Origin of the sequence: Rothia nasimurium, assembly GCF_928381705.1 — a bacterium.
GTDB classification, from domain to species: Bacteria; Actinomycetota; Actinomycetes; order Actinomycetales; family Micrococcaceae; genus Rothia; species Rothia nasimurium_G.
The window spans coordinates 1-25,350 of sequence record NZ_CAKMSR010000014.1; the positions used below are offsets into that span (position 1 = coordinate 1).

27 protein-coding genes and 1 tRNA gene are annotated in these 25,350 nt (G+C 57.9%); 6 read left to right on the top strand and 22 right to left on the bottom strand.

Features of this window, described 5'->3' with window-relative positions:
- Positions 1-178 precede the first annotated feature (178 nt).
- The 3 genes from L6762_RS10605 to L6762_RS10615 are packed head-to-tail and all read right to left on the bottom strand — an operon-like array spanning position 179 to position 2,173.
- Entirely contained in the window at positions 179-916 is a 738-nt protein-coding gene (locus L6762_RS10605; RefSeq protein ID WP_237187207.1) for a S8 family serine peptidase, read from the bottom strand.
- 7 nt (positions 917-923) lie between these two features.
- Positions 924-1,319 (bottom strand): hypothetical protein, encoded by a 396-nt coding sequence (locus L6762_RS10610; RefSeq protein ID WP_237187208.1) that lies wholly within the window; start codon positions 1,317-1,319, stop codon positions 924-926.
- Between the two features lie 23 nt (positions 1,320-1,342).
- The gene (locus L6762_RS10615; RefSeq protein ID WP_237187269.1) at positions 1,343-2,173 is read right to left on the bottom strand and encodes an SAR2788 family putative toxin; all 831 of its coding nucleotides are present in this window, start codon (positions 2,171-2,173) and stop codon (positions 1,343-1,345) included.
- Between the two features lie 134 nt (positions 2,174-2,307).
- Here L6762_RS10615 and L6762_RS10620 point away from each other — a divergent pair, with 134 nt between their 5' ends.
- Both L6762_RS10620 and L6762_RS10625 read left to right on the top strand, forming a co-directional pair.
- Positions 2,308-3,714, top strand: a complete 1,407-nt coding sequence (locus tag L6762_RS10620; protein ID WP_237187209.1) for a class II fumarate hydratase — start codon at positions 2,308-2,310, stop codon at positions 3,712-3,714.
- A gap of 97 nt (positions 3,715-3,811) precedes the next feature.
- On the top strand, positions 3,812-5,044 hold the full coding sequence (locus L6762_RS10625; protein ID WP_237187210.1) for a hypothetical protein: 1,233 nt from the start codon (positions 3,812-3,814) through the stop codon (positions 5,042-5,044).
- Here L6762_RS10625 and L6762_RS10630 read toward each other — a convergent pair.
- Positions 5,025-6,221 carry an acetyl-CoA C-acyltransferase gene (locus L6762_RS10630; protein WP_237187211.1) on the bottom strand — a complete coding sequence of 399 codons (1,197 nt, stop codon included), beginning with the start codon at positions 6,219-6,221 and terminating at the stop codon, positions 5,025-5,027. The genes L6762_RS10625 and L6762_RS10630 overlap by 20 nt on opposite strands.
- 176 nt (positions 6,222-6,397) lie before the next feature.
- Between L6762_RS10630 and L6762_RS10635 the strand changes: the two genes are divergently transcribed.
- Positions 6,398-6,901: a MarR family winged helix-turn-helix transcriptional regulator gene (locus L6762_RS10635; RefSeq protein WP_237187212.1), complete on the top strand. Its 504-nt coding sequence runs from the start codon at positions 6,398-6,400 to the stop codon at positions 6,899-6,901.
- On the opposite strand, the gene L6762_RS10640 is transcribed toward L6762_RS10635, so the two are convergent.
- The 3 genes from L6762_RS10640 to L6762_RS10650 form a co-directional block, all read right to left on the bottom strand.
- Positions 6,902-7,384: an NUDIX hydrolase gene (locus L6762_RS10640; protein ID WP_237187213.1), complete on the bottom strand. Its 483-nt coding sequence runs from the start codon at positions 7,382-7,384 to the stop codon at positions 6,902-6,904.
- 63 nt (positions 7,385-7,447) lie between these two features.
- On the bottom strand, positions 7,448-7,984 hold the full coding sequence (locus L6762_RS10645) for a prepilin peptidase (RefSeq protein ID WP_237187214.1): 537 nt from the start codon (positions 7,982-7,984) through the stop codon (positions 7,448-7,450).
- 17 nt (positions 7,985-8,001) lie between these two features.
- Complete coding sequence (locus L6762_RS10650) at positions 8,002-8,763, bottom strand: isoprenyl transferase (protein ID WP_185173433.1); 762 nt, start codon at positions 8,761-8,763, stop codon at positions 8,002-8,004.
- A 188-nt stretch (positions 8,764-8,951) separates the two neighbouring features.
- Here L6762_RS10650 and trhA point away from each other — a divergent pair, with 188 nt between their 5' ends.
- Positions 8,952-9,692 carry a PAQR family membrane homeostasis protein TrhA gene (trhA, locus tag L6762_RS10655; protein ID WP_237187215.1) on the top strand — a complete coding sequence of 247 codons (741 nt, stop codon included), beginning with the start codon at positions 8,952-8,954 and terminating at the stop codon, positions 9,690-9,692.
- 81 nt (positions 9,693-9,773) lie between these two features.
- Here the strand turns inward: trhA and L6762_RS10660 are convergent, their stop codons facing one another.
- Positions 9,774-10,112, bottom strand: a complete 339-nt coding sequence (locus L6762_RS10660) for a hypothetical protein (protein ID WP_237187216.1) — start codon at positions 10,110-10,112, stop codon at positions 9,774-9,776.
- Positions 10,113-10,206: 94 nt separating this feature from the next.
- A complete protein-coding gene (mca, locus tag L6762_RS10665) occupies positions 10,207-11,166 on the bottom strand; it encodes a mycothiol conjugate amidase Mca (RefSeq protein WP_237187217.1) in 960 nt (319 codons plus the stop codon).
- A gap of 149 nt (positions 11,167-11,315) precedes the next feature.
- On the opposite strand from mca, the gene L6762_RS10670 reads away from it, so the two are divergent.
- Positions 11,316-11,726 (top strand): DUF4307 domain-containing protein, encoded by a 411-nt coding sequence (locus L6762_RS10670; protein WP_237187218.1) that lies wholly within the window; start codon positions 11,316-11,318, stop codon positions 11,724-11,726.
- A gap of 158 nt (positions 11,727-11,884) precedes the next feature.
- Positions 11,885-12,385 (top strand): transcription elongation factor GreA, encoded by a 501-nt coding sequence (gene greA, locus L6762_RS10675; protein WP_237187219.1) that lies wholly within the window; start codon positions 11,885-11,887, stop codon positions 12,383-12,385.
- 218 nt (positions 12,386-12,603) lie between these two features.
- Here the strand turns inward: greA and ilvA are convergent, their stop codons facing one another.
- From ilvA to eno, 13 genes are all read right to left on the bottom strand, one after another.
- Positions 12,604-13,863: a threonine ammonia-lyase gene (gene ilvA, locus L6762_RS10680; protein ID WP_237187220.1), complete on the bottom strand. Its 1,260-nt coding sequence runs from the start codon at positions 13,861-13,863 to the stop codon at positions 12,604-12,606.
- Between the two features lie 19 nt (positions 13,864-13,882).
- Positions 13,883-15,136: an AI-2E family transporter gene (locus L6762_RS10685; RefSeq protein ID WP_237187221.1), complete on the bottom strand. Its 1,254-nt coding sequence runs from the start codon at positions 15,134-15,136 to the stop codon at positions 13,883-13,885.
- 227 nt (positions 15,137-15,363) lie between these two features.
- Positions 15,364-16,266: a Bax inhibitor-1/YccA family protein gene (locus L6762_RS10690; RefSeq protein WP_237187222.1), complete on the bottom strand. Its 903-nt coding sequence runs from the start codon at positions 16,264-16,266 to the stop codon at positions 15,364-15,366.
- 112 nt (positions 16,267-16,378) lie between these two features.
- A complete protein-coding gene (locus L6762_RS10695; protein ID WP_237187223.1) occupies positions 16,379-17,257 on the bottom strand; it encodes an HAD hydrolase family protein in 879 nt (292 codons plus the stop codon).
- Positions 17,258-17,471: 214 nt separating this feature from the next.
- Positions 17,472-17,705 carry a helix-turn-helix domain-containing protein gene (locus tag L6762_RS10700; protein ID WP_237187224.1) on the bottom strand — a complete coding sequence of 78 codons (234 nt, stop codon included), beginning with the start codon at positions 17,703-17,705 and terminating at the stop codon, positions 17,472-17,474.
- Positions 17,692-18,234 carry a DUF2975 domain-containing protein gene (locus L6762_RS10705; protein ID WP_237187225.1) on the bottom strand — a complete coding sequence of 181 codons (543 nt, stop codon included), beginning with the start codon at positions 18,232-18,234 and terminating at the stop codon, positions 17,692-17,694. Before L6762_RS10705 ends, L6762_RS10700 begins: the two co-directional genes overlap by 14 nt.
- Before the next feature lie 197 nt (positions 18,235-18,431).
- A tRNA-Leu gene (locus tag L6762_RS10710) sits at positions 18,432-18,505 on the bottom strand.
- Between the two features lie 68 nt (positions 18,506-18,573).
- Positions 18,574-19,959, bottom strand: coding sequence for an NAD(P)/FAD-dependent oxidoreductase (locus L6762_RS10715; protein WP_237187226.1), 1,386 nt, complete (start codon positions 19,957-19,959; stop codon positions 18,574-18,576).
- Between the two features lie 190 nt (positions 19,960-20,149).
- Entirely contained in the window at positions 20,150-21,574 is a 1,425-nt protein-coding gene (locus tag L6762_RS10720) for a S8 family peptidase (RefSeq protein ID WP_237187227.1), read from the bottom strand.
- A 9-nt stretch (positions 21,575-21,583) separates the two neighbouring features.
- Entirely contained in the window at positions 21,584-22,540 is a 957-nt protein-coding gene (locus L6762_RS10725) for a Ppx/GppA phosphatase family protein (protein WP_237187228.1), read from the bottom strand.
- Between the two features lie 64 nt (positions 22,541-22,604).
- Positions 22,605-23,186 carry a DUF501 domain-containing protein gene (locus tag L6762_RS10730; protein ID WP_237187229.1) on the bottom strand — a complete coding sequence of 194 codons (582 nt, stop codon included), beginning with the start codon at positions 23,184-23,186 and terminating at the stop codon, positions 22,605-22,607.
- Between the two features lie 43 nt (positions 23,187-23,229).
- The gene (locus L6762_RS10735; RefSeq protein WP_237187230.1) at positions 23,230-23,877 is read right to left on the bottom strand and encodes an FtsB family cell division protein; all 648 of its coding nucleotides are present in this window, start codon (positions 23,875-23,877) and stop codon (positions 23,230-23,232) included.
- Positions 23,878-24,042: 165 nt separating this feature from the next.
- Positions 24,043-25,323 carry a phosphopyruvate hydratase gene (gene eno / locus L6762_RS10740; protein ID WP_135013140.1) on the bottom strand — a complete coding sequence of 427 codons (1,281 nt, stop codon included), beginning with the start codon at positions 25,321-25,323 and terminating at the stop codon, positions 24,043-24,045.
- Positions 25,324-25,350: the final 27 nt, after the last annotated feature.

Consider the following 25,350-nt stretch of genomic DNA (forward strand, 5'->3'; position numbering starts at 1 on the left):
CACATCAAGACTTGGCGGATTCTTCATACGGGGTTTAGGCGGCCGTTGGGGTTGTATGGGCGGGTGTTTGCGGTGGTGCGGGGGTTGGTGTTTTTGGCTGCGGGTGGGACTTTTGAATAAGCCTCACCTACTCATTAAGCTCAACTTAAACACATCCCCCTCACAGATTCCTGTATTTCTACTGACTTACAGCAACTCCCGCCCTACATGCAAGTAAGCCTTGAATCACCTGACGCTCAGTGCGAAATTCATTATCAACGCACTGATTAATTTTCGCTGTCACAAGTACCGCTGCCAGAGATGACCCCCCTTCAGGTTCAACCACAACTCCAAGATCTGCACCATAGGTATTTGAAAACCAATAGTTTTTATTATTAGAGGCCTTAGGGTATACACCAATAACACCAGGAAGGGACGCGGGGTATGAAGGTATTTTTTCTAGACCACTAGCTGTCGATGAAACTATTATTATCCCTTCATCAACAGCTCTTTCCACCGCCTGCTCAAGATAAACATCAGAATTTATTGTCGACAGGCTAATATTTATTATTTTTGCCTTTTTTTCAATAGCAAGATTAATAGCCCTAGCAATATCCTCAGGGTTAGCAATTTTGTTTTCACCAACCACATCAATCACAAAGACGTCTTCAGGTTCTCCCACATTGGCGCTGTACCTCCTCCACAATATATCAAAATGCTCCCCGGGGGAACCTCCCGAATTAAGTGTGATTACTTCTACACCATCAGATTCCGACAAGCCATCGTCAATAAAAACCGTGACCTGGTGTTGACCACCCTCACTGCGGTCAATACCCAAAAATCTCAGATTAACTTTCCATGGTCCAACAAATATAACAGCAATAACTATAATGGAGAATATGATACAAGCACCTTTCCCCACCCCAATGCGCTCCACCCCCTTTCTATTCGAGGTTAAAACCAAGACCTTCTGCTTCAGCAGCAATAGAGGGAACATTTTCACCATCCGGATGCTCAGACAACAGTTTTAAGAAATTTATCAAAGAATCAATATCCATGCTCTTGTGAGAATTCCAGAAATTAACAAGAGCAGTCGCTGCGAGATCTATTGAATTGGGTAAATCAACAAGGGCAAGAAGATAATTCTCCACAAGGTACTCAACCTTAATTGATGGTGTATCTTTTGGTAAAATTTTAACAATATTCTGGATAAAATCACTCATCCTCAAAGCATTATCCTGCTTCCATTCATAAGGCTCCCCAAGCCACTCAGGCCCAGAAAATTGAGAAAATAATGTTATAGCCAGTTCTTCCTCACCATGCTCTAGAGAATCAATCACAGATCTCAATTCACTAATTTTCATCAGCACTTCCCCCTAATTTGTTCAACCCAGCCATCACTTATATATCCACCATTTTCAGCATAGGTTACAACAACCTGCCTACCCTTATAAGCTAGAACAGCTTTTTTTGATCCACGTTTGTACGGCATATGATTCCCCTCAGCCATAGCCCTTCCCATCAAGTCTGCAACTTGCTCCTTAGAGCGGGCTCCAACCTTACCCCAGCAATGCTTCGGAGCCATGATATGACTCCACTTATTGGCATTCTGTTTTAAGATATAAGACTTCGCTGCTTTCTTTATCTGAGATTTACCAAATTTGTTGAGAGCAACACGAAGCCCCACTCTAGCAAGAAATCCCAATACAACAATCGCTGGAATAGCCTGCGTCGTTGCAGCCTCACTATCTAAAACTATCTCTTGATGGGTATGTTGCCCCTCGAGGGTCACCACGAAGTCCTCATCCGAATTGCCTGTAAAGGTCAAACTTTCAACATCAAAGACCTCAAAAACTTCCTGCCCATCCCACTCGCCATGCACTTCAACAGTAAGTGAACCATCATCCAGCAAACGAGTCACCACGTTCGCGCTAAGCCCTTCTTCATCAACTACGTAGTTAATAGTGTTACCTGAATCTTCAACGAGAACATCACCAGGATCCTCACCCCCAAAAGATGATAAATCTACGTTTTGAGTAGCACGGTCTTCTAGCATGCGCCCCTCAAAAGTACCGGCCTGAGCAGTAACCCCATTTAAGGTGGTGGCACACAAGGAAAGGGCTGTAGCCGCTGCGATTATTTTTAGATTGAAGCGAAAGGTCAAGTTAAGCCTCCATAAACTCAAAAGTTTCATATTCACATGAAACATTACTGTAGCCCACAGCTAACCTCCATCATTTGAACGCCTACCACACACGATATCTGGTAGGCCGTCATCTTCTGGCTCCAATGCGACAGCCGTCACGGTGGCGTATTAGACTAGGCAGTATGGCTGAAAACACTGAATACCGCATTGAACACGACACCATGGGTGAGGTCCGCGTACCCGTAGATGCCCTCTACCGTGCCCAGACCCAGCGTGCCGTTGAAAACTTCCCCATCTCTGGCCAGACACTGGAGTCTGCCCACATCCGCGCCCTAGCCCTCATTAAGAAGGCAGCAGCAAGCGCCAACGAAGAGCTGGGTGTTCTTGACGCCACCCGCGCCGCCGCTATCCGCGATGCTGCAGATAAGGTTGCTGCCGGTGACTACGATGAGCACTTCCCCATCGACGTCTTCCAGACCGGCTCTGGTACCTCCTCCAACATGAACACCAACGAGGTGCTGGCGACCCTGGCTAACCAGGCTCTGGAGGGCCAGGACGTCGAGGTCCACCCCAACGATCACGTCAACGCTTCCCAGTCTTCCAACGACGTATTCCCCACCTCCGTGCACGTAGCTGCCACCGAGGCCCTGCTCAAGGACCTGGTTCCGGCCCTGGAATACCTGGCTGAGTCCCTGGAGCGTAAGGCTGTGGAGTTCAAGGACGTCGTCAAGTCCGGCCGCACCCACCTGATGGATGCCACCCCTGTGACCCTGGGCCAGGAGTTCTCCGGTTACGCAGCCCAGGTCCGCTACGGGGTTGAGCGCATCCACGCTTCCCTCCCCCGCGTCGCCGAGGTCCCCCTGGGCGGTACCGCTGTGGGCACCGGCATCAACACCCCCGACGGCTTCTCCGCCCGCGTCATTGAACTGCTGGCTGAAGAAACCGGCCTGCCCCTGACCGAGGCCCGCAACCACTTTGAGGCCCAGGCCAACCGTGACGGCCTGATTGAGGCCTCCGGCCAGCTGCGCAATATCGCCTACTCCTTCATGAAGATCAACAACGATATTCGCTGGATGGGCTCAGGCCCCAACACCGGCCTGGGCGAGCTGCACATCCCCGACCTGCAGCCCGGTTCCTCCATCATGCCTGGCAAGGTCAATCCCGTGATCTGTGAAGCAGCCATTATGGTCTGTGCCCAGGTGATCGGTAACGACACCACCATCGCCCTATCTTCCACCAACGGCGCCTTCGAGCTGAACGTGGGTATCCCCGTCATGGCTGCCAACCTGCTCCAGTCCATCCGCCTGCTGGCCAACACCTCCCGCGTGATGGCAGACAAGATGATTGACGGCCTGGAAGCCAACGTGGAGCGGGCTCGATTCCTGGCTGAGGCATCCCCCTCAACCGTCACCCCCATGAACAAGCTGATCGGCTACGAGGCAGCAGCCAAGATCGCCAAGTACTCGGTGGCTAACAAGACCACCGTGCGCGAGGCCGTCATCGCCCTGGGTTATGTTGAGCGCGGCGAGGTCACCGAGGCCCAGCTCGACGAGGCCCTAGACGTCACTAAGATGCTGGGTAACTTCTAAGCCCCAGCCCCGCTCCCCTATCTAGGGAGTTCTCATAGGACAGTGCCCGGCACTCCGATATTGGGGTGCCGGGCACTCTCACAGAAAATATTTTAATATGATTCAAAAAGTTATAGAAAACAGGTTCCTACAAAAAATATTTTTATCTATAATACTCAGCGGATGCACTGTATTGATTTCACTTAGACCGCACCTATTAATAGATAAAGGACTCATTGAAGGACAGGAAAATGCATCTCCAGAAGATATCTTAAATACCACAAGGTTTATCTCAGGAATTGTCATCAAGCCAGTTGATTTCCTAGCAGCCGCCGGCGTGCTCGCCACCCTCTACATTGCAACAACCCTTGCCAATAGGATTCAGCTAAACAAAAAAGATGAAAAAACAAGAAGCTTCATCGAAAATAGAGTGTCTAACCTATCTTCAGTTTTATGCATATACTCCTTAATTTGCATGAACTTCTACTTTTTCCAAGAAGATAGAGGTCAACTAAGCTTTGGTGAATTCATCTTCTATCTAGCATCCGCCTATATATTCTATCTCATCTCAGCCTACCCGCCAATTGATACATCTAAGCTCAGCGAACGAAAGGCTAAAAATCAAGAAAATATAAGAAATCTGGAGGGTCAACTCGAAGAAGTTAGTGACAACAAGACCAATTCACAAGAGGTAGCAAGTCTAGCAGGAGCCAAAGAATTCCACAGAATCAGGGCCTACCTTAGATACGCGAAAAGCAGGTGGGCTTCTCATCTCTTCCTTCTCTTCACAAGCATTCCCCTAGTAACATCCTCATTATTTATAATACTTATTGCGACCCTATTCAATAAATATAACCCGATTGAAACCATAAGAAATTTATCCGCAGAAAACATCATTATTGTAATATTTATTTTTTCCCTTCAAATATTCTACCTGGGAGATTTATACGAAAAGGCAACCAGAGAAACCAGGGAAGACATACTGGAGAAAAGGGAACAAAAAGCATACTACAGGCCAACCACACTCTTCGGTGCAATATTATTTACAATAAATATTTTTATACATCTAGCATTTACCGAAATGGTAATCAGGGGAGACAATCCAAATATTTTTATTATCACCGCTCTTATCATTCCACCTATTCTTATTGTAGCAAATCACCGCACCGCGTCTTACATCTACAAAAAATACAGAAAATATCTGCAAACAGGAGATATGGGGAAGGACTTTAGGCGTGCAGTTCTAGAGCAGGCTCTCCAGGATGCCCGAGAAGAGCATGATTCTTTGGAGAAAAAGATTAAAGAGACCCAGGAGCCTGCCCTTTCTCCCCCTAGACTGCCCTCAGAATGAGCGCGTCGCCCTGCCCTCCCCCGCCGCAGAGGGCAACAGCCGCGTGCTCCCCATGCCCTCCGCCAGCAAGCGTATGGGCGGCATGAACCACCAGGCGGGCACCGGACGCTCCCACCGGATGCCCCAGAGCGATAGCACCACCATGGGGGTTGACCTTCTGCAGGTCAAGACCGAGTTCACGGGCAGAGACCGCAGAAACCGCAGCAAAAGCCTCGTTGATTTCCACATGGTCTAGGTCGGCCGCGGTTAGCCCAGCCTTGTCAAGAGCGGCGGCGATAGCGCGGGAGGGCTGATAGTGCAGCACGTTCTCGGGGCCAGCGGTATTAGCCCAGGCGAGGACGGTGGCCAGCGGCTTGATTCCGTTCGCTTCAGCAAATTCGCGGCTTGAGAGCACCAGGGCCGCTGCCCCGTCAGAGAGCGGGGAAGCATTCCCCGCGGTAATCGTGCCGCCCTGCTCAAAAGCAGGCGGCAGTTGAGCGAGTACCTCGACCGTGGTTCCCTCGCGCACTCCTTCATCCGCCCTGACCTCTGTGACTTGCCCCTTGCGTCCTTTCACCTGCACCGGGGCAATTTCGGCATCAAAAAGCCCGGCGGACGCCGCGGCGTGGGCCCGCTGGTGGGAAGCGGCCGCGATGGCGTCCTGCTCCTGGCGGGTCACCTCAAAACGGGCGTTAGACCCCTCGGTCAGCACGCCCATCGACTCCCCGCTCTGGGCATCGGTGAGGGCATCACGCTCAACGGCATCGAGCACGCTGGTAGCACCGAAGACCCTGCCCGCACGGAAATCCGGCAGTAAGAACGGGGCACGAGACATGGACTCCTGGCCGCCCGCCACAGCGACCTGAACCTCGCCCGAGCGAATCAGCCGGGCGGCATCTATCACCGCGCGTAGACCCGAGAGGCAAACGCTATTGACCGTCACCGCAGGGGTAGCCACGGGGATACCGGCAGCACTTGCGGTCTGTTTGGCGGGGTTCTGCCCCGCACCGGCCTGAACCACCTGGCCAAAAATCACAGCTTCAACCTGTTCAGGGGCTAGAGTGCTGGCCTTGAGCGCCTGAGCCAGAGCCCGGGTGCCCAGTTCAACGGCGCTCAACGATGAAAGGGCCCCCATAATCTTGCCCTGGGGGGTGCGGGCAGCACCGATAATGACAACGTCCTTGTTGTGGGTCTGCATGTTTCTTCCTTCTGCAGCAGCGTCGCTGCACCGGCTATCTCATGATTTTCTTAGAGACTAGCCCCCGGCGCCATGTCGGTCAAGACTAGACCGGTGAAAGGTGCTGCTCGCATGCTTTAGCCTGTAATAGGCGGCTTATTTTTCTCTCACAGCCGCCCAGTGAGTAGGCTTAAGGAATGGAACCATCACCCCGTAACCACACTTACTGGTCTTTCATCGACCAGGTCACCGAGAACCTCGGTGGTTTAGAGGAACCCGTCAATGTTGACGCTACCCTGCTTGCCATGTCGCTGAACCGCGCGTCTGTGGCCATCACCCACGATTTTGAGTCGAAAGTGCACCGCCCTGCCGGTAGCTCCTGGGCTGCCTACCGGGTGCTTTTTGCCCTCTGGAACTCGGGGGCGACGTCCGCTAGCTCCCTGGCTAATATCACCGGCATGACCAGGGCTGCTGTCTCTAATATCAGTAAGCCCCTAGAAACAAAAGGATTGATCACTAAGGCCAAAGACCCCGATGACGGGCGTGGCACCCTCTTAGAACTCACGGACCGAGGCACCAGCTTTATCGAAAGTATATTTAGCCAGCAGAATGCGGTAGAAGCTCGGTGGGCTGAGAAGCTCACACCGGTTGAACGCACTGTGCTGGTGGAGCTCCTGCGTAAGCTCTCAGCCGAGGCCTAATTATCTGGCTTCTAGATCGAATCGGGCGCCGTTCTGCCAGTGCAGGGCGGCGTCGATTCTATCGAGCATGCGCTCACTGCAGTAGTCAGGCAGCTGGTCCACCGGCACCCAGCGCACCTGGCTCGATTCCTCGTCGTTGACCCGGGCCTGCCCCGAGACATAGCGGCAGTAGAAGGTGTGATCCAGAAACTGGCAGCGGTCCCCGTTGTCGAAGGTCATGGGCGGGTCGGCTTTCAGCTGGGCAAAACCCACCACCTCGATGATGACGCCCGCTTCTTCTTCAGCTTCGCGCAGGCAGGTCAGGGCGGGGTTCTCGCCGGGGTCGACGATGCCGGTCACCGGCGTCCACGCCCCGGTATCGCTGCGGCGCACCAGCAAAATGTCGCCGTTATCCCGCTGGATTACGGCAGTAGCGCCCGAAAGCCAGAGCATGTCGGAGCCAATCTTGGCTCGCAGATCGGTAATAAATTGTGGGGTAGGCATATTTTCCTTTCGTGGGCAGGCACCCGGTGCGGACGCCCCAAGGCAGCAGGCACTCAAGGTCAGCTAGGTTGCGGGAAAGAGCAGGGCAACAGTGGTGCCAAGAAGCATGAAGGGCCCAAAAGCTATGTGGGTGCGGCCTGTAGCCCGACGAGCCAGTATGAGTACGAGGGAATATAGGCCGCCGGTCAGAAAAATGAGCAGGTTGCCCCAGAGCAGGTTCAGGGGCGAGAAATAGGCGAGCAGAAGACCTAGAACTCCGGCCAGTTTTACGTCCCCCAGGCCTAGCGCCCCGCGGGATGCCAGGCGCATGAGCGCATACAAGCCAAACATCACCGCTGCCCCGTAGGCAGTCTGCCGCGCCTGGGTAAAAGGACCGGGTGCCACCAGCACGATGGCCCCGAAAAGAGGTAGGCCCACCAGGGCATAGAGGGGTAGCACGATACGGTCGGGCAGGCGGTGTTCGCGCACATCAATAACCCACAGCCGGGCCGCTGCCACCAGGTAGCACACCAGCACCCAGGCCAAAAGCAGGGCAGCCAAGGCCGCCTGCCAGCGTCCGCCCAGCCCTTCTGCCGCTAGGCTATATATCTGTTCGAGCATAGCCGCCCCGGCCAGCCTTAGGAACCGAACCGGCGCTGACGCTGGGCGTAATCGCGCAGGGCCCGCAAGAAATCAACCCGGCGGAAGTCAGGCCACAGGGCCTCGCAGAAATAAAACTCGGAGTAGGCCGACTGCCAGGTCATAAAACCAGAAAGGCGCTGTTCTCCCGAGGTCCGGATCAGCAGGTCCGGATCGGGCATACCGCTGGTGTAGAGATGGCGGGAAATATCGTCGCTGGTCAGACTTGAAGCGAGTTCTTCAAGGCTCCGGCCGGAAGCTGCCGCCTCACGCAGGAGGCCGCGCACAGCGTCCGTAATCTCCTGGCGCCCGCCATACCCAACAGCGATATTCACCTGCAGCCCGCTGACCGCCGCCGTTTCTTCAACAGCCACCTCAAAGGCAGACCGCAAACTCGCTGGCAGGGATTCCAGCTGACCCACCGGGCGAACCCGAGCCAGGCCGCTGGCGGTCAGACGCCCCACGAACCCCTCAATTACCTCAACCAGGTCATTCAGCTCATCGCTACTGCGCTTCAGGTTCTCGGTAGACAGCATATAGAGGGTCACCATCGGAATCTTTAATTCCGTGCACCAGCCGAGAAACTCGATGATGCGGGCAGCACCGGCCTCGTGGCCGTGCTTGGTGCTCTCCCCCAAAAGGGCAGCCCAGCGGCGGTTACCATCGACCAGCACACCGATGTGCTGGGGCAGTTTCTCCGCTGGAATCGCAGAAATCAGGGACCGCTCATACACCGTGTACAGTGGCTGCGGTAGCTTCATGTGCTGCTCCTGGTTGTGGGGTGGCAGGTTGTCTTTACCCTGCTCATTCTACCTGCAAGGCGGGCTCGGGCAGGCCCCTGCCCTCCTCTGCGCAGGTGGGCGGACACCGTGCCCCGGCTCCCTGCCTGTTATTTCAGCTTCTAGCTACCCCCTAGACCGCGCTTATTTTGACCTGCCATACTAAATATATGGCTTCACGTGTTCACCGCTCCCAGACCTCCGGTTCATCAGCCGCACCCCACCAGGGCATGCTTGACCGACTGACCGATGTGCAACGCGAAATCATCGATTTCTACAATGAGAACGGCAAACCCCTACTCCGTGGCTGGATTCATGCAGGCTTTGCGCCCGTAGCCTTTATCGCCGGCATCGTGCTCATTGCTCTCTCCGGCGGCGGAATCGTCGGCGTCGGCTGCGCTATTTTTGCCCTCACCGGCGTCCTGCTCTTTGGTATCTCGGGTATCTACCACCGCGGTTTCTGGTCAGCCAGGGTTCGCATGCTCCTCAAGCGGCTCGACCACGCCAATATCACCCTGCTCATCGCGGGCACCTATACCCCGGTAGCTCTGACCCTCCTTGAGGGCACCCAGCAGGCCATCCTGCTCTGGAGCATCTGGGGCTGTGCCCTCTCCGTCACCCTCTTCAGGGTCTTCTGGACCGGAGCCCCCCGCTGGCTCTACACCCCCATCTACGTTGTCATGGGCCTGATGGCGGTCTTCTACCTGGGCGACTTCTGGCAGGTCTCCCCCGTCGCTACCGTTCTCATCGCCACCGGCGGAGCCAGCTACATCATCGGAGCCATCTTCTACGGCACCAAACGCCCCGCCATGGCCCCGCAGATCTTCGGCTTCCACGAGCTCTTCCACGTCTTTACCGTGCTCGGCTTTATCCAGCACTACATCGCCGTGATGTTCTGCATCTTCCTCTAGACCGAGCAAACAGCCCCTATACCTCAAGGACGCCGCACCCGGCCGGGGTGCGGCGTCCTTATTTTCTCTTCCCTCAAGAACCTAGTGGGGGCGGCGCAGATGATCCTGAGCTACCACAGCCTCATCGCGCACGGTGGCGTGTACGGGCTCCTCGGTTTTCCCCTGGGCCGCAGCCTCAGCAGCCGCCCGCTCCTCAGCCTCACGGGCAATAGCGTATTCGCTACGGTAGCGCAGACGGCGAGCGCGCCGGGTCAAGTCGAGCCCCAGCAGTACGATAGCCAGGGCCAGGCAGAAGGTGACGATGAAGCCCACGATACCGGGTGAGCCGCGGAAGGACCCGTCGGGGTTGACCGTGGTAATGACGGTGGGGGTCGCTTCGGCTGCAAGAATCGTAAGTGTTGGAGGGATCAGGGCTGACACTGTCAAGGTTTCCTCTGGTCTGGGTCTGGGGCGCAGGGGCCGCCTTTAGGCGGTCACCCCTATTCTACGCGGTGGGGCTGGGCCTTTCCTGTCTTTAGGAGCGGTAGTCGATACCGGTTGAGAAGCAGGTTTCCGGTACCTCGCTCTTCACTCGGCTGTGGGCCAGCACGTAGTCTTCGAAGGGCCAGATTTTACGCTGCATCTCGGGAGAGACGGCAAAGAAGGCTGAGTCCGGGGCGACCTGGGACTGGTGGGCGTGCAGGGCCTCATCTCGTTTCTCAAAGAAGTCTGCCGATGAGATCCGGGTGGTGGTCTGGTGGCGGGAGACCGGCGGGCGGTGCCCCTCAATGTCTTCTTCCATTGACATAGCGATCCACTGCGCGAAGGGTGACTCCAGGCCTGCTTCTTCGAGATAGTGGTGGAAGGCCAGCATGCGGTCGTAGTTGAAGGCCCGGTCGTAGTAGATTTTGGAAACCTGCCAGGGCTCACCGGTACCGGGGTAGGCGTCCGCGTCCCCCGCCCTCTCGAAGGCTTCCATGGAGACCCGGTGGGTCATAATGTGGTCGGGGTGGGGGTAGCCGCCGATTTCGTCGTAGGTGAGGATGACGTGGGGCTTAAAGTCCCGTACCAGGCGCACCAGCGGGGCGGACGCCTGCTCCAGGGGTAGGCTGGCAAAAGAGCCGTAGGGCAGCGGGGGCAGGGGGTCGCCCTCGGGCAGGCCCGAATCAACAAAACCGATCCAGCGGTGCTCAATACCCAGCACGGCGGCGGCCCGCTTCATCTCAAGACGGCGGACGCCCGCCAAATCGCGGTGGGCAGCCGGGTTGCTCTTGACCGCTTCGTTGAGGATGTCTCCCCGTTCGCCACCGGTCATGGACGCCACCATCACGCGGGCACCTCGGGCTACATAGGCAGCCATGGTGGCGGCACCCTTGGAGGATTCGTCGTCGGGGTGGGCATGAACGGCCAGAATGCGCAGGCCGGTGTAGTCCTCTTTCAGGGGGGCCAGCAGGGACGGGTCAAAACCGGGTGCAGGTGATTCAGTGCTGCTCATGCAAAACTCCATTTGTGCGAAGGTGGCTCGAGTAATGTTTGGGGTATCGTAAATGAGGAAGGCCCGCATTCAAAGACACTGGTCAATTCTACCCGTCTTAGCGGAGCCGCCCTCCTTCTCTGTTACCCCGTATGAAAGGTGTGGGCTTGATGACCGCCCCTGACCTATCTGCCCGTTACGGCACCGTCCGCCAGCACCGAGCCCTGCCCCAGTGGTTCTGGTATGCGCTGGCCCTGGTAGCGGTACTTGTGGGGGGCGCTTTTGTGTTCTGGGTGCAGGCTGACTCCAGCGACGAGCCCACCGGCCGCGACGTTGGCTTTACCCTGACCAGTGCCGACGAAGTCTCAGTAACCTTTGAGGTCAGCAAACGGGCCGAAGATACCGCGGTCTGTGCGGTCAAGGCCCTCAATACCTCGGGTGCCCCCGTCGGCTGGAAAGAAGTCGCGATTGGCCCCTACGCCGATGAAAACGGCAACGGCATTTCGGTGCAGACCGTTCAGTTCAGGGTACTGGGCGAAGCAACCACAGCCACCGTCGATAGCTGCTGGAAGGTTGACTAACTCCCTTTCTCTCTAGGGGTAAAGTTAGGGAGCTTACCCCGCCTATGGGTAGACTAGGCTCACGACTGACCTTTTACGCGGGGCCCTCACTAGCCCCGTCCGCATACAGGGTCCCCAGCCACAATGGTTTCGGGGCCTTGCTGACAAGGAGTAAACACATGGCAGAAAACGAAGGCGCTTGGCTCACTCAGGAAGCCTACGACAAGCTCAAGGCTGAGCTTGAGCACCTCTCCGGCCCCTACCGCCAGGAAATCATCGACCGTATCTCAGCGGCCCGCGACGAGGGAGACCTCAAGGAAAATGGCGGCTACCACGCAGCCCGCGAAGAGCAGGGCAAGAACGAGGGCCGTATCAAGCAGCTGCAGCACCTGCTCGAAACCGCCCAGGTATCAGACAAGCCCGCAGCCGATGACGGCGTAGTTGAGCCCGGTATGGTCGTTGAAGCCGATATCGCCGGCAAGACCATGACCTTCCTGCTCGGTTCCCGCGAAGTAGCCGACACCCTGGTCGGTGGCTCCGACCTGCAGGTCTTCTCGGAGAAGTCCCCCATGGGCGCCGCTATCAACGGCCACAAGGTAGGCGACGAGCTTTCTTACGAGGCCCCCAACGGCAAGCAGATCCCCGTCAAGATTGTCTCTGCTAAGCCTTTCCAGGGCTAAACCTGCCCGCCGGTAGATAAACCGAAGCCCGGGCGTCCTTCCCCTTTCTACAGGGGCGGACGCCCGGGCTTCAGTTTGCGTTGAGGGGCAAAGATTCAGGCGCAGGATATTTGCCGTCAGCCTGCTGGCTTTCGGGGCTGGCGTGAATCACTTGTGAGCGCAGCGAACCGGTGAGAGGGTCGCAGGCAAAGGCAAATATTCTGCGTCTCAGAAATCTTTTAGTAAACCACAATCGGCTTGTAGCCCTCAGCTTCTAGGGCCGCGATGACTTCCTGGCAGTGCTCTACACCCTTGGTTTCCATGTCGATGGTGATGGAGACATCGCCCATGGAGAGGGCGCCACCCAGGCGGGTGTGGTCCACACCGGTGACGTTGGCGTCGTGCTCCGAGATAATGCGGGAGATGGTGGTGAGCTCGCCGGGGCGGTCGTTGAGCATGAGCTTGATGGTCATGTAGCGACCCGCAGCCGACAGGCCTCGCTGAATCACCTTGAGCATGAGCATGGGGTCGATGTTGCCTCCCGAGAGCAGGCAGACCGTGGTGCCTAGGTCGCCGTACTTTTCTTTGAGAGAGCCGCTCATCAGTGCCGCTACAGAGACCGAGCCTGCCGGTTCAACGACCAGCTTGTTGCGTTCCATCAGGAAGATGAGGGCGCGGGCAATTTCGTCTTCAGAGACGGTGTGCACGTCGTCCACCAGGTTCTTGATGATGGTGAAGGGGAGCTGGCCGGGGCGGCCCACCGCGATGCCGTCGGCGATGGTGGAGACCTTTTTCAGGGGCACCAGGGCGTCTGCCGCGAGAGAGGGCGGGTAGGCTGCCGCGTGCTCAGCCTGGAGGCCGATGATGCGGATTTTCTTACCCAGCTTTTCTTCCAGCGAGCGCACCGCGATGGAGAGCCCAGCCAGCAGGCCGCCGCCGCCGACACCCACCAAGATGGTGTCGACGTCCGGAACCTGTTCCAGGATTTCTAGGCCCAGGGTGCCCTGGCCTGCGATGATGTCTTCGTTGTCGAAGGGGTGCACAAAGACAGCACCGGTTTCTTCGGCGTAGCGTTTGGCTTCTGCCAGGGCTTCGTCCACGTTCACGCCGTGTAGCACGACCTCGGCCCCGTGGCTGCGGGTCGCTGCAATCTTGGGCAGGGCCGCACCCTGGGGCATGTAGATGCGGGCGGCGATGCCCAGGCGGGAGGCTGCCAGCGCCACGCCCTGGGCGTGGTTACCTGCCGATGCTGCCACCACGCCCACGGCCTTTTCAGCCTCGGTGAGCTTAGCCATGCGCACGTAGGCGCCGCGTACCTTGAAGGAGCCTGAGCGCTGCAGGTTCTCACATTTGAGGAAGACCTCGGAGCCAATCTGCTCGCTCAGGGCGCGTGAGTGGGCCACGGGGGTGCGCTCAATGACGCCGTCGAGTAGGCGGGCTGCGTCTTCAATTTGACTTAGGCTCACGGGGAGCTCTACCGGGGCGGGTGCTTCTTGCATCGTTACCTCGTCTTGTCTCTTATTTCTGGGCGCCGTTGTTAATGGCCTCTAGAGCATCTTCATCGGCCTTTTCGGCTTCCTTAATGCGGTTGAGACGTTCCTTGACCTTCTCTGCGATTGCCTTTTTCTCGCGGCGTTTAATCTCGTGGGGGTAGAGGAACTCCTCCTCGCGAATATGGGGGTCGTGCTCCCATTCGTGGCCAGACAGGTAGCGGATCACAGTGTTGACCACGGCCAGGACGGGCACGGCGAAGAGGGCACCGACGATGCCGTAGAGCATAGAGCCTGCGACCACAACGATAACGACAGCCAGGGGGTGCAGAGCAACTGCCTTACCCATCACCAGGGGCTGAAGAATGTTGGATTCAATCTGCTGCACAATCAGCACCATGGCCAGCATGATAAGGGCGTTGACCAGGCCGTTAGCGACCAGGGCTAGCAGGACGGCGATAACACCGGTCAGCAGCGCACCGACGACGGGAATGAAGGAGCCCAGGAAGACCAGGACGCCCAGGGGCAGCGCCAGGGGGACGCCCAGGAAGAAGGCTGAGAGGCCAATACCGATAGCATCAACGGCAGCCACGAAGACCTGCACACGCACATAGGAAACCAGTGAGGTCCAGCCGCGACGGCCAGCACCGTTGACAGCACGACGGGCATTGCGGGGGAAGAGCTTGACGATAAAGAGCCAAATCCGTTCACCTTCCATGAGGAAGAAGATGAGGGTGAAGAGAACAATTACCATGCCGGTACCGATATCAGCTGCGGTAGAACCTACGCTGGCTACCCCGTTGAGGATGCTGGAGGTGTTGTCCTGCAAGGTGGTGACCAGCTGGCTGATGTACTGGTCAATCTTGTCTGCCCCCAGGTCGATAGGCAGGTTGTTGAGCATGGCAACAATCTGGTTCCAACCTTCGACAACCTGGTCAGACAGGGAGGAGAAACCAGCGGTCAGCTGCTGGCCTACCAGTGCTAGCAGACCAATGACACCGGCGATAAGGCCCAGTTCAGTGATTGCGGTAGCGATACCGGCGTGGATTCGGTTGCGACGGAGGAAGTAAACAACCGGCGACATGAGACCGGCCAGCAGGGCCGCAATCATGATTGAAATGACGATGAGGGAGATCTTGGCCAGCATCCAGTAGAGGGCTGCAGCAACGATACCTACAATCATCAGTCGCCAAGACCAGGCTGCTGCCGTCTGCAAGGCAAAAGGCACCTGACGGTCAGATTCACTCTGCCGAGCAGGGGGTTCAGGAATAATGACACTCATACTTTCTATCTTCCCACGTTTCCTTACTATCTGTCCCTTGCCTGCCCGTATCCCGGGCACAAGCGTGACCAAACTCGCCCCATGAAGCCGGGCGGGTGCGTCCTGCCGGAATCTCCAGCCCCTCCCCCGCTGCTGGGGCACGACACAGAAAAGCCCGGGGCAGAAGCAGAGGTGCTTCTACCCCGGGCTGCGCTTCTTTCCTAGCAGGCTAGGAGAGAGCCTAAATTTTAGTCATCTGCCATAGAGCGTACGTAGTAGAGAACGCGCAGGATCTCGATGTAGAGCCAGACCAGTGACACGATCAGGCCGAAGGCAATGCGCCAGGATTCCCGCTCGGGGGCGCCCATCTTGATGGCGTCAGAAGCGTGGGTGAAGTCCAGCAGCAGGGAGTAGGTAGCCAGCAGCACGGCGAAGAGACCGATGATGAGACCCAGGGGAATACCCATTACCTCAACACCGCGGGCGTTGAAGTCGAAGAAGAAGGAGGCAACGAGGTTGACTAGGCAGAAGACGGCGTAGGAAATCGTTGCAATCATAAAGAAGCGGGTCAGTTTGGGAGTTGCCCGCACCTTACCGGAGCTGTAGAGCGCCAGGATGGTTGCAAATACGATGACGGTTGCCAGAACAGCCTGAACCACGATACCGGGGTAGGAAGCCTCGAACTTCCGAGAGATACCGCCAACCAGCAGACCTTCCATGACCGAGTAGGTCATCACTAGGGCAGGTGAGACCTTCTTCTTCAGGGCGTTGACGAAGCCCAGCACCAGGCCGCCAATGAAACCGACGAACATGAGGACGGGCATGTACCAGGCAAGGACAGCACCCACGACAACCAGACCCAGGTTCAGGCCGGTCTTCATGATGATGTCGTTGATAGTGATGCGGTTGGTATCAACCGGACCAGCGGTACCGGCGTTGTACATGTCGTTGAGCTGGCCAGCCGACACCTGCTGGTTCTCGTAGCCATAGGGAGCCTGTTGGGTGTAGCTACCCTGCTGGTAGGTGCCGTAGGGGCTCTGAGCCTGCTGGCCATAGGGGTTGGCGGTAGTGGTGCCGCCAGCACCGAACTGCCCGAAGCGGGGATCGCCAGCGGGCTTAGTCATGTTGTTAATCAGGGGGTTACCTGCCACGGCTGTTGTCTCCTAGTGGTAATAAGTAGTCGTGGTAAATGTCTTGTCTTCTACCCTACCGAATCTTGGCCGGTATTTCTGCCCGTTTTTCTCAGGGCGTGAGCGGCTGGGGTTAGGTGGTGAGTTCGGCTTCGAGGAAGTCGAGGACGGCTCCGTCGTTGTTGGAGCCAATGGTTAGGTCTGTGACCGGGGCGAGGGCCGGGTCGGAGTGCTCCATGGCGATAGCGCGCCCGGCGTAGCGGAACATTTCAAGGTCGTTGCCAGAGTCGCCAAAGGCCGTGGTCTGTTCGGCGCTCAGCCCCAGGTGGTCAGCCAACCAGGCCAGGCCGTGCCCCTTGTGGTTGCCCTCGATAATCAGGTCGATAGCACCAAACCCGCTGGAAGTTGCCGCAACCCCTGCCGGCAGGGCGGCATGAAGTTTCTCAATGGTCTCATAGATACCTTCACCGGGGTCAGCGTTCAGGGCAATCTTCACCACGGTTTCGGTGATAGTGCTCGGGTCATCGATGGCTTCCACATTGGGGTAGAAAGGACGGATGGCCGTAATGGGATCCTGCGGGTCCCACCCGGGTAAATCGATTCCCACCTTAGTCACCTGTTCATATACTCGCCCTGCGATGGTTGCCAGGCTGTCGCTGGGCACAAAGGAGTGATGGCGGCAGGACAAAATAATACCCAGGGCCGGGAAGCCTTCCAGGGCTGCCAGACACTGTTGAACCAATTCGGGGGTAAAACCCCACAGGGCTAAATCAGTGCCCTGGTTATGGATAACGGCACCGTTCTCTGCAATGTAGTAGAGGTTCTCGTGGTGCTCGTGACCGGCCAGGTACTGCTCAATTTTCGGCATCTGATTACCCGTTGCTACCGCCAGGGAGGATCCCTGCTCAGCTAGCAGGGTCAGGACGTGATCCAGCTGCTCGTGCTTATAGGTCTTGTGGTCGGTGAGCAGGGTTCCATCGAGGTCAACAGCGTAGAGATGAGGTGTCTTCATAGCTTCTACTCTATCGAAAACCCTAGGAGCCGCAGCTACTACTGCCGCAGCGTCCTTTTCCCGAACCCAGAACTTCACCCTACTCGTTCTCTCTTGACCCTATAGATTATCTCGGGGTCAAGAGAAAACGAATAGGGTGAACAAAACAATGTCTTACTTATGATCCACATCCTCCTCCCCCGGAGGGGGCTGAGTGACAGTCGCGGTTATTTCCCTATTCAATACTCAAAAGGTCGCCCGGCGAGCATTCTAGAACATCACAAATAGCAAGGAGCGTACTAAACCGTATAGCTTTCGCACGATTGTTTTTGAGTTTAGAAAGATTAGCAACTGTCACCCCAACCCGGTCTGATAGCTCAAGCAGCGTCATAGAACGTTGCTCCAGCAAAACACCCAGATTGCAATGGATATACTTACCGCTACTTTCAATCGAATCAGACAAGGTCATCGATCTCTTTCTGAAGCTCAACAGCCTGACGAATCGACCGTTGCAGCACGTAGAGCATTGCAAGCAACAGGAAGACAAGAACCATGACTGAAGTATTGGTGAGCAAGCCGCCACTCCACTGCTCGTCCAAGCCAAGGCGGTGTGCCAGGAAGTTATTACCCATATCTTCAACTCCGCTGCCAGCTAGCCAGCCAAGCACTGCATAAGCTACAAGAGCAGCACCTTGTGACGTCTTTTGGGAGTATAACTGCCCCCTCTTAATGCGATTCAATATGAACCACATACCCCAGATAGCAACAAACAGGCTCACCGATTTAAGCACAAAGCCTGCCATAAGATATGCAAAGGGACCTCCGGCTGCCAGGTCAAAGCTGATTCCGCCTTCGATGGCCGGGCTGAGGAAGGTATGAAACTTCTGATCGATAAATACATTCAGGATGTAGGTGACGAGAAACAGGCTGCAGAGCAGAGCTAGTGCAGTTACATCCATCGACCAAAAACTTTTCTTTCTGGGGAGACCAGTAGACATGCTTGCTTCCTTCCAGGTCGGACGGCGATTGCTCCTGTCAACCTCAACACCAACCACATATTGTTTTTCAATACTATTGTTTATCGATATTATCGTTTAACGATATGCAATGCAAGTGTTACCCGCACGCTTAACGCCAGGCTACAAAAAAGAGAGTACGCCTGCGCTTCGCGCATTATGGCGTACTCTCTTTTGTGTAGCCCCACCGGGACTCGAACCCGGAACACAAGGATTTTAAGTCCTCTGCCTCTGCCAATTGGGCTATAGGGCCTTGAGCGGGCGCCCGCCGGGTGAACCCCAGCGAGCGCTATCGCTTATACATTTATACCAGAAAAGTTCCTAGAGCTTTGCCTTGGTCTTCTCGGGTGCGGTGCCGGTAGCCTGCTGGAAGGCACGGCGGGGTGAACGCTGGTGACGGATCGATGAGGTGTCACGGCCGAAGATCTGGTTCAGGGCCCAGGTGGCCATAACACGGGCGGTACGCTCGGTGGTGGGGATAGCGGTACCGTGGTAGCCACGGTGCATGAGCCAGGCCAGGGGGCCGCCAATAGTCTTGCCCTTGAAGTTAGCTACACCCTTCCACAGACCCAGGCCGGCGACAACGCCGATGGTCTCGTGGTAGTAGTCGGTCAGAGCTTCGCCGCGGCGCTTGGCCAGCAGGTTTTCTGCCAGTTTGAGAGCCTGGCGGGAGGCGTGCTGGGCGTTAGGTACGCAGAAGCCGCCGACGCCGCCACCGGAGAGGTCGGGTACAGCTGCGTTGTCGCCTGCTGCCCAGGCGTCCTCGATGATGCCCTCATCGCCAGCAACGCGCAGGTCAGCCTGCACACGCACGCGGCCGCGCTCGTCGATGGGGAAGTCGGTGTCCTTGAGCATGGGGGACGCTGCTACGCCGGCAGTCCAGATTAGGGTGTCGGTATCGAGTTCACCGGCGGGTGACTTGTCGCCCATGTTGATGAGCTGCAGGTGACCGTCGGTAGCGTCGGAGAGTGAGGTGTTAAGCAGGACCTCGATGCCGCGGGCGCGCAGTTCAGCGACAACCTTTTCGGCGCGGTCTGCGGGGACCTCGGGCATGATGCGGGGGGCTGCTTCAACCATGACGAAGCGCAGGTCTGAGATGCGCAGGCGGTCGTTGCGGTTAACAGCTTCACGGGCCATGTCTTCAAGTTCGGAAATGGTTTCAACACCCGCGAAACCGCCGCCGACGATGACGAAGGTGAGGGCGCGACGGCGCTCGTCCTCGTCGGTGGTCAGGGAGGCGATTTCGATGCGCTCGAGAACCCAGTTGCGAACAGAGACTGCTTCTTCAACGGTCTTCATGCCGATGGCAACCTCGGCCAGGCCGGGGATGGGGAAGGCACGGGTAACAGCGCCTGCGCCCAGGACGATTTCGTCGTAGGTCAGTTCGAAGGTTTCACCGGCGTTGATGGGTTCGATGGTCGCGGTCTTGGTAGCGTGGTTGATGGCTACGACGCGGCCGCCGATGATTTCTGAGTCGCGCAGGTGCTGGCGCAGGGGTACGGTGGCGTTACGGCCTTCCATGGAGCCTGCTGCAACTTCGGGGAGGAAGGGCTGGTAGGTCATGTAGGGGTTGGGGTCGACAACGGTGACGACGCCGCCGGACTCCTTGATGACCTTCTGGATCTTCTTTGCGACGGTGAAGCCGACGTAGCCGCCGCCGACGATAAGGACGCGGGGGCGGTCCTGTGCAATCTTGTTGAATGCCATGCGAGTTAACTTCCTGTTGGTGTAGTGCCGGTGTTCCGGCAAAAAGTCTCCATGCTTATATTGCCACTTTTGCGGGGTTTAAGCATAGTTTTGGGCGGTGTATTTGCTGTGAGCGTTTCTTGCCCTGCCGGTGTCTAGCCTTTCAGAGCGGGGTGAAGATTTGATGAAGACTAGATGAGGTGGGCGCGGGCTAGCGGCGACGGCTGCGTTTGATGATGTTGGTGAGCTGGTGGATGGAGCCGAAGGTGATGATGCCAACCCACAGGGTGAAGGATGCCAGCACGATGAAGGGCAGGATGCCGGAGTCTTCAACGGGGCGGACGGGTGCGGGGGCGGCTGCCTCGGTGATGGTTTCACCGGCCTGGTGGACGGGGGTTTCACTGATGCTGGGGGCAGCTGAAGCGGTGGTTTTGCGGTGGACGTTAATCCAGTCGCTCATGGAGCCCAACGGGTTGGTATCGGTGTCATCTGGAGTCGATTCGGCGAGGGCAGCCTTGGGGTTGATGATGCCGTAGCCGTAGAGGGCGTCGCGTCCGTCCACCCCTGCATCGTCGCTGGAAGCGATGATGCGCTGGATCACCTGGTTGCCGGTCAGGTCGGGGTATTCCTCCATGATGAGGGCAGCAAGACCGGCGACGATGGGAGCGGCCGCTGAGGTGCCTGACCAGGTGGCGTACTTGTTGTTGGGGATAGCGCCGATCATGGACTCACTGGGAGCAGATACCGCTATAGAGATGCCTTGGGAGGATGAGGACCAGGAATCCTGCTTGTTCTTATCTACACCGCCGACGGTCAGCACCCCGGGCATGGTAGCGGGGGCGCCCACTTGGGTGAGGCCGGCACCGCGGTTGCCGGCAGAAGCGATGATAATGACGCCTTTTTCTTCGGCGTAAGCAAAGGCTGAGTCCCAGGACTGGGGCCAGCTGGTTTTATCGGATCCAACAGACAGATTGATGATATCTGCTCCCTGGTCGACGGCGTAGCGCACGGCGTCGGGAATCTGCTCATCGACCGAGCGGGTAGTGGAACCGGTGGTACCGAGTTCTAGGGCAATGGGCAGGATTGTGGCGTCTGGGGCTACGCCGATCATGCCGGCTGAGTCCCCGGGTTCACCGGAGTTAGCTGGGGTGGTTCCGTCATCGTGGCCGTGCCCTGCGATGACCGAGGCAACCAGGGTACCGTGCTCGGGTTCAATACCCAGGCCCTTCCAGCCCTTATTCTTGGTCGTTCCGGTCGAGGCGTCATAGCCGCTTTCTACGTTACCGGCCAGGTCCTGGTGGGTGCCGTCCACACCGGTATCGATCACAGCCACCGTCACCCCCTTACCCGTGGTCTGCTTCCACAGGTCGGTAAAGCCGTACTGGGTCAGCCAGTACTGACGGGCACGGATAGAGTCGCCCTTGGGGGTAGCGATGGTGGGCACCGAGGCCAGGGCACTGGGGCTGGCACTAGCCTTAGACGTCGCCGTAGCTGAAGCACTGGCTGTGGGACTAGCACTGGCAGAGGGGCTAGCGGTGGTGGCACGAGCCGGTAGGACGCCTAGGGCCAGGGCCGTTGTGAGGGCAAGTCCGCTGGTGAGCAGGGCGGTGCCGGTGGAGAGTCGCCGAAAGGCCATGGGCGGCTCCTAGCGGCTGGCGCGTTCGGCTACCGAGAGGGCCAGGCCGTCGAGAATATCTTTTTCTGAGGCAATGGCGCTGGTAACCGCTCCCCCGGTCAGGGTGCTGATGCGTTCAACGATGCGGGCCCAGACGACGGAGCCTGCCGGAATGACGTCTACGCGGCCCTCGTGCATGTAGGGTAGGGTGGCGCGGTCGGCGCTAGTCATCGCTACCATGTCGGCTGCGGTGCGGGAGATGTCCTTGATCGCGATCTCGGCCCGGTCAATCTTTTCGGGGTCGTAGGAGTCAAGACCCATCGCGTGGGCAGCTACGGTAGTGACGGTTCCGGCCACACCCACGACGCGGCGGGCAGCAGACAAATCGACAGAGGCGCTGGCGGTTGCGATGGCCCGGTCGGTATCTGCAATGACGCGGGCAACCTGGGTGACGTTAGCGGGGTCAGAGCTGATATGGCGTTCGGTCATGCGCACGCAGCCGATATCAACCGAGCGAGCTGCGACCAGGCCGTCCTTGTTTCCCAGCACGAACTCGGTGGAGCCACCCCCCAGGTCAATTACCAGAGTCATCTCCTCGGTATTGCCCACGGACGAGACAGCCCCGGCAAAGGAAAGCTCGGCCTCTTCACGGCCGGTAATGACCTCGGGTTCTACCCCAAGAATCTCGCGGATTCCGTCGATAAAGATTTGGCGGTTGCCCGCGTCCCGGGTGGCACTGGTGGCGGCAAAGCGCACCTGCTCTACCCCGTACTCGCGCAGCAGGTCGGCGTATTCGCGGGCCGCGGCGAAGGTGCGTTCCAGGGATTCTTTGGCTAGCCAGCCGGTGGCGTCCACGCCCTTGCCCAGGCGCACGATCTTCATGTGACGCTCAAGGTCGGTGAGCACAAAGCCGTGTTCGGTGGCTTCGGCCTCGGCGATGAGCAGGCGAATTGAGTTGGTTCCGCAGTCGATAGCGCCAACGCGCATGGTTACTCCCGGTGACTCGTAGGGCAGGTATAGGTGATGTATGGGGGCGGACGCCGGTGGGCGGCTAGTTGCGCCAGGCGGGGTCGCAGTGGCAGGTTTCGGGGGTCCACCACTCAGCGATAAGGTCGAGGGTTGCGTCGCCGTAGGGGTTGATGCCGCGGCCTACGGCCAGGGTGTGGCCGAGCACGGCGTGCAGGCACTTGACGCGAGTGGGCATGCCACCGGCTGAAACGCCCTCAATTTCGGGTACTTCTTCTAGACCGGCCTTGACGCGAATACGTTCGCGCTCTGCCAGGTAGTTCTCGTGGGCGCCCCGGTAGGCGGCTGCCTTACTCTCGTCATCGGTGACTTCATCGGTCATCTCGTACATGGCGCCCTCCGCTTCGAGGCGGGAGGCTGCGGCGGTGATGACGGGGTGGGCCAGGTAGAAGGTGGTGGGGAAGGGTGAGCCGTTGGCCAGGCGCGGGGCGGTGGCGGCTACCAGGGGATTGCCGCAGACGCAGCGGGCCGGGATTTCCACGACATCGCGCACGGTGCGACCTAGCTGGGCTGAGAGCACTTTCAGGTCAAGCTCGGTGGGGGTGAGGGTTTCGGCAGTGACGCCGAAGCCGTGGGGCTGGTGGTCGGTGCTCGCGGGTGTGGTCATGGTGTCCTTAGAAGATGGTGCTGGTTTCTCTAGTCTACCGGCGCTAGCGGTTGGTGGCGGTAGCGCTAGAGCTAGCTGAGGGGCTGGCGCTGGGGCTGCTTGAGGTGCCGGGGGCGGGGCTGCTGACGGAGGTGTCTTCAGCAGCTAGTTGCAGGGAGCCCCAGAGTTTGGTGGTCCAGGAGTCTTCGGGGGCGGTTTTAGCCGATGCGCTGGTGTCATCCGCTAGTTCGCTGGTGGAGTCCAGACCCACGACCAGGTAGGGGGTCTCCCCCGGCTGTACGTAGAAGAGACGGCTTTTAGCCTGTTGTTTGACGTAGTTGTCGTCCTGCCACCAGCTGACCTGGGCGTTTAGTGAGTCCTGCTCGGCTTGCAGGGCAGCGATGCTGGCTTTGGCGTCGTTGATTTCGTTGTTCTGACGGATAAAGGAGGTCAGGGGGTTGTAGACCGACAGGGCGATGATCACCAGCACGATGGCGAAAGTGATGAAGTGCCCGCTAAAGGAGTGGGCGGCTACCGGGGTGGCCAGCTCCTGTGCGGGGGTTTCTGCGGTCTCAGCACGCAGGGGCTTAGCTGCCCGGGCGCGGCGGGATTTAGCCTGCTTTTCCCGGGAGGGGGCGGACGCTGGCTTGCCCAGGCCGAAGCCGAAAAAGGCTGCGATGGGGTTGGGTTTCTTACCCGGTGTGCGTGCCATAATGTGCTCTTCCTGCCCTCTCGTCCGTGAGCTTCCTATTTTACCGCCTGAACTGGGCACCCGCTGAACGGTCCTGCCTTCGCCCTTAAAGGGCAGTGCCCCGACCAGGGGCAACCTGGCCGGGGCACGGGCGTCCTTACTCTCTTACCTTAGAGAGTGGGCAGACTACTTTGCGAAGCGGGGGAAAGCACCCTTGCCTGCGTAAACAGCCTGATCGCCGAGCTCTTCCTCGATGCGCAGCAGCTGGTTGTACTTAGCAACGCGCTCGGAGCGGGCGGGAGCACCGGTCTTGATCTGGCCGGCGTTGGTAGCAACAGCCAGGTCAGCGATGGTGACGTCTTCGGTCTCACCGGAACGGTGTGAAACCATGCAGCGGTACTCGTTGCGCTGAGCCATGCTCATAGCGTCGAAGGTCTCGGTCAGTGAACCAATCTGGTTTACCTTTACGAGCAGGGCGTTAGCAGCTCCACCCTCGATGCCCTGAGCCAGACGCTCGGGGTTGGTCACGAAGAGGTCGTCGCCAACGATCTGAACCTTGTCGCCAATTTCGGCGGTGAGGGTCTTGTAGCCGTCCCAGTCGTTCTCGTCCAGGGGGTCCTCGATGGAAACGAGGGGGTACTTAGCAACCAGGTCAGCGTAGTAAGCAGACATTTCAGCTGCTGACTTCTTCTGGCCTTCGAAGTCGTAGGCACCGTCGTTGTAGAACTCGGAAGAAGCAACGTCCAGAGCCAGGGCAATCTCTTCACCGGGCTTGTAGCCGGCCTTCTCGATGGCCTCGATGATCAGGTCAAGAGCTGCAGCGTTGGAGTCGAGGTTGGGAGCGAAGCCACCCTCATCGCCCAGACCGGTGGACAGGCCACGGTCGTGCAGAACGCTCTTGAGAGCGTGGTACACCTCAACGCCAGCCTGCAGGGCAGCGGAGAAGGTGTCGAAGCCGATGGGGGCGATCATGAATTCCTGGATGTCAACGTTGGAGTCAGCGTGTGAGCCACCGTTGAGGATGTTCATCATGGGAACGGGCAGAACGTGAGCGTTGGGGCCACCCAGGTACTTGTAGAGGGGCAGGTCTGAAGACTCAGCTGCTGCCTTAGCAACGGCCATGGAAACGCCGAGGATAGCGTTTGCGCCGAGCTTGCCCTTGTTGTTGGTGCCGTCCAGGGCGATCATGGCTGCGTCAACAGCGCGCTGGTCGGTGGCGTCGATGCCGATAACCTCTTCAGCGATTTCTTCAATCACTGCAGAGACAGCGCCGAGGACGCCCTTGCCCAGGTAAACAGCCTTGTCGCCGTCGCGGCGCTCCACGGCCTCCCACTCACCAGTGGATGCGCCTGAGGGAACTGCTGCACGGCCAAAAGCGCCGTCTTCGAGCAGAACCTCAACCTCAACGGTGGGGTTGCCGCGTGAGTCAAGAATCTGACGAGCGTGAACTGCGGTAATCAAAGCCATGAAAATGCTCCTTGAAGGATGAGAAAT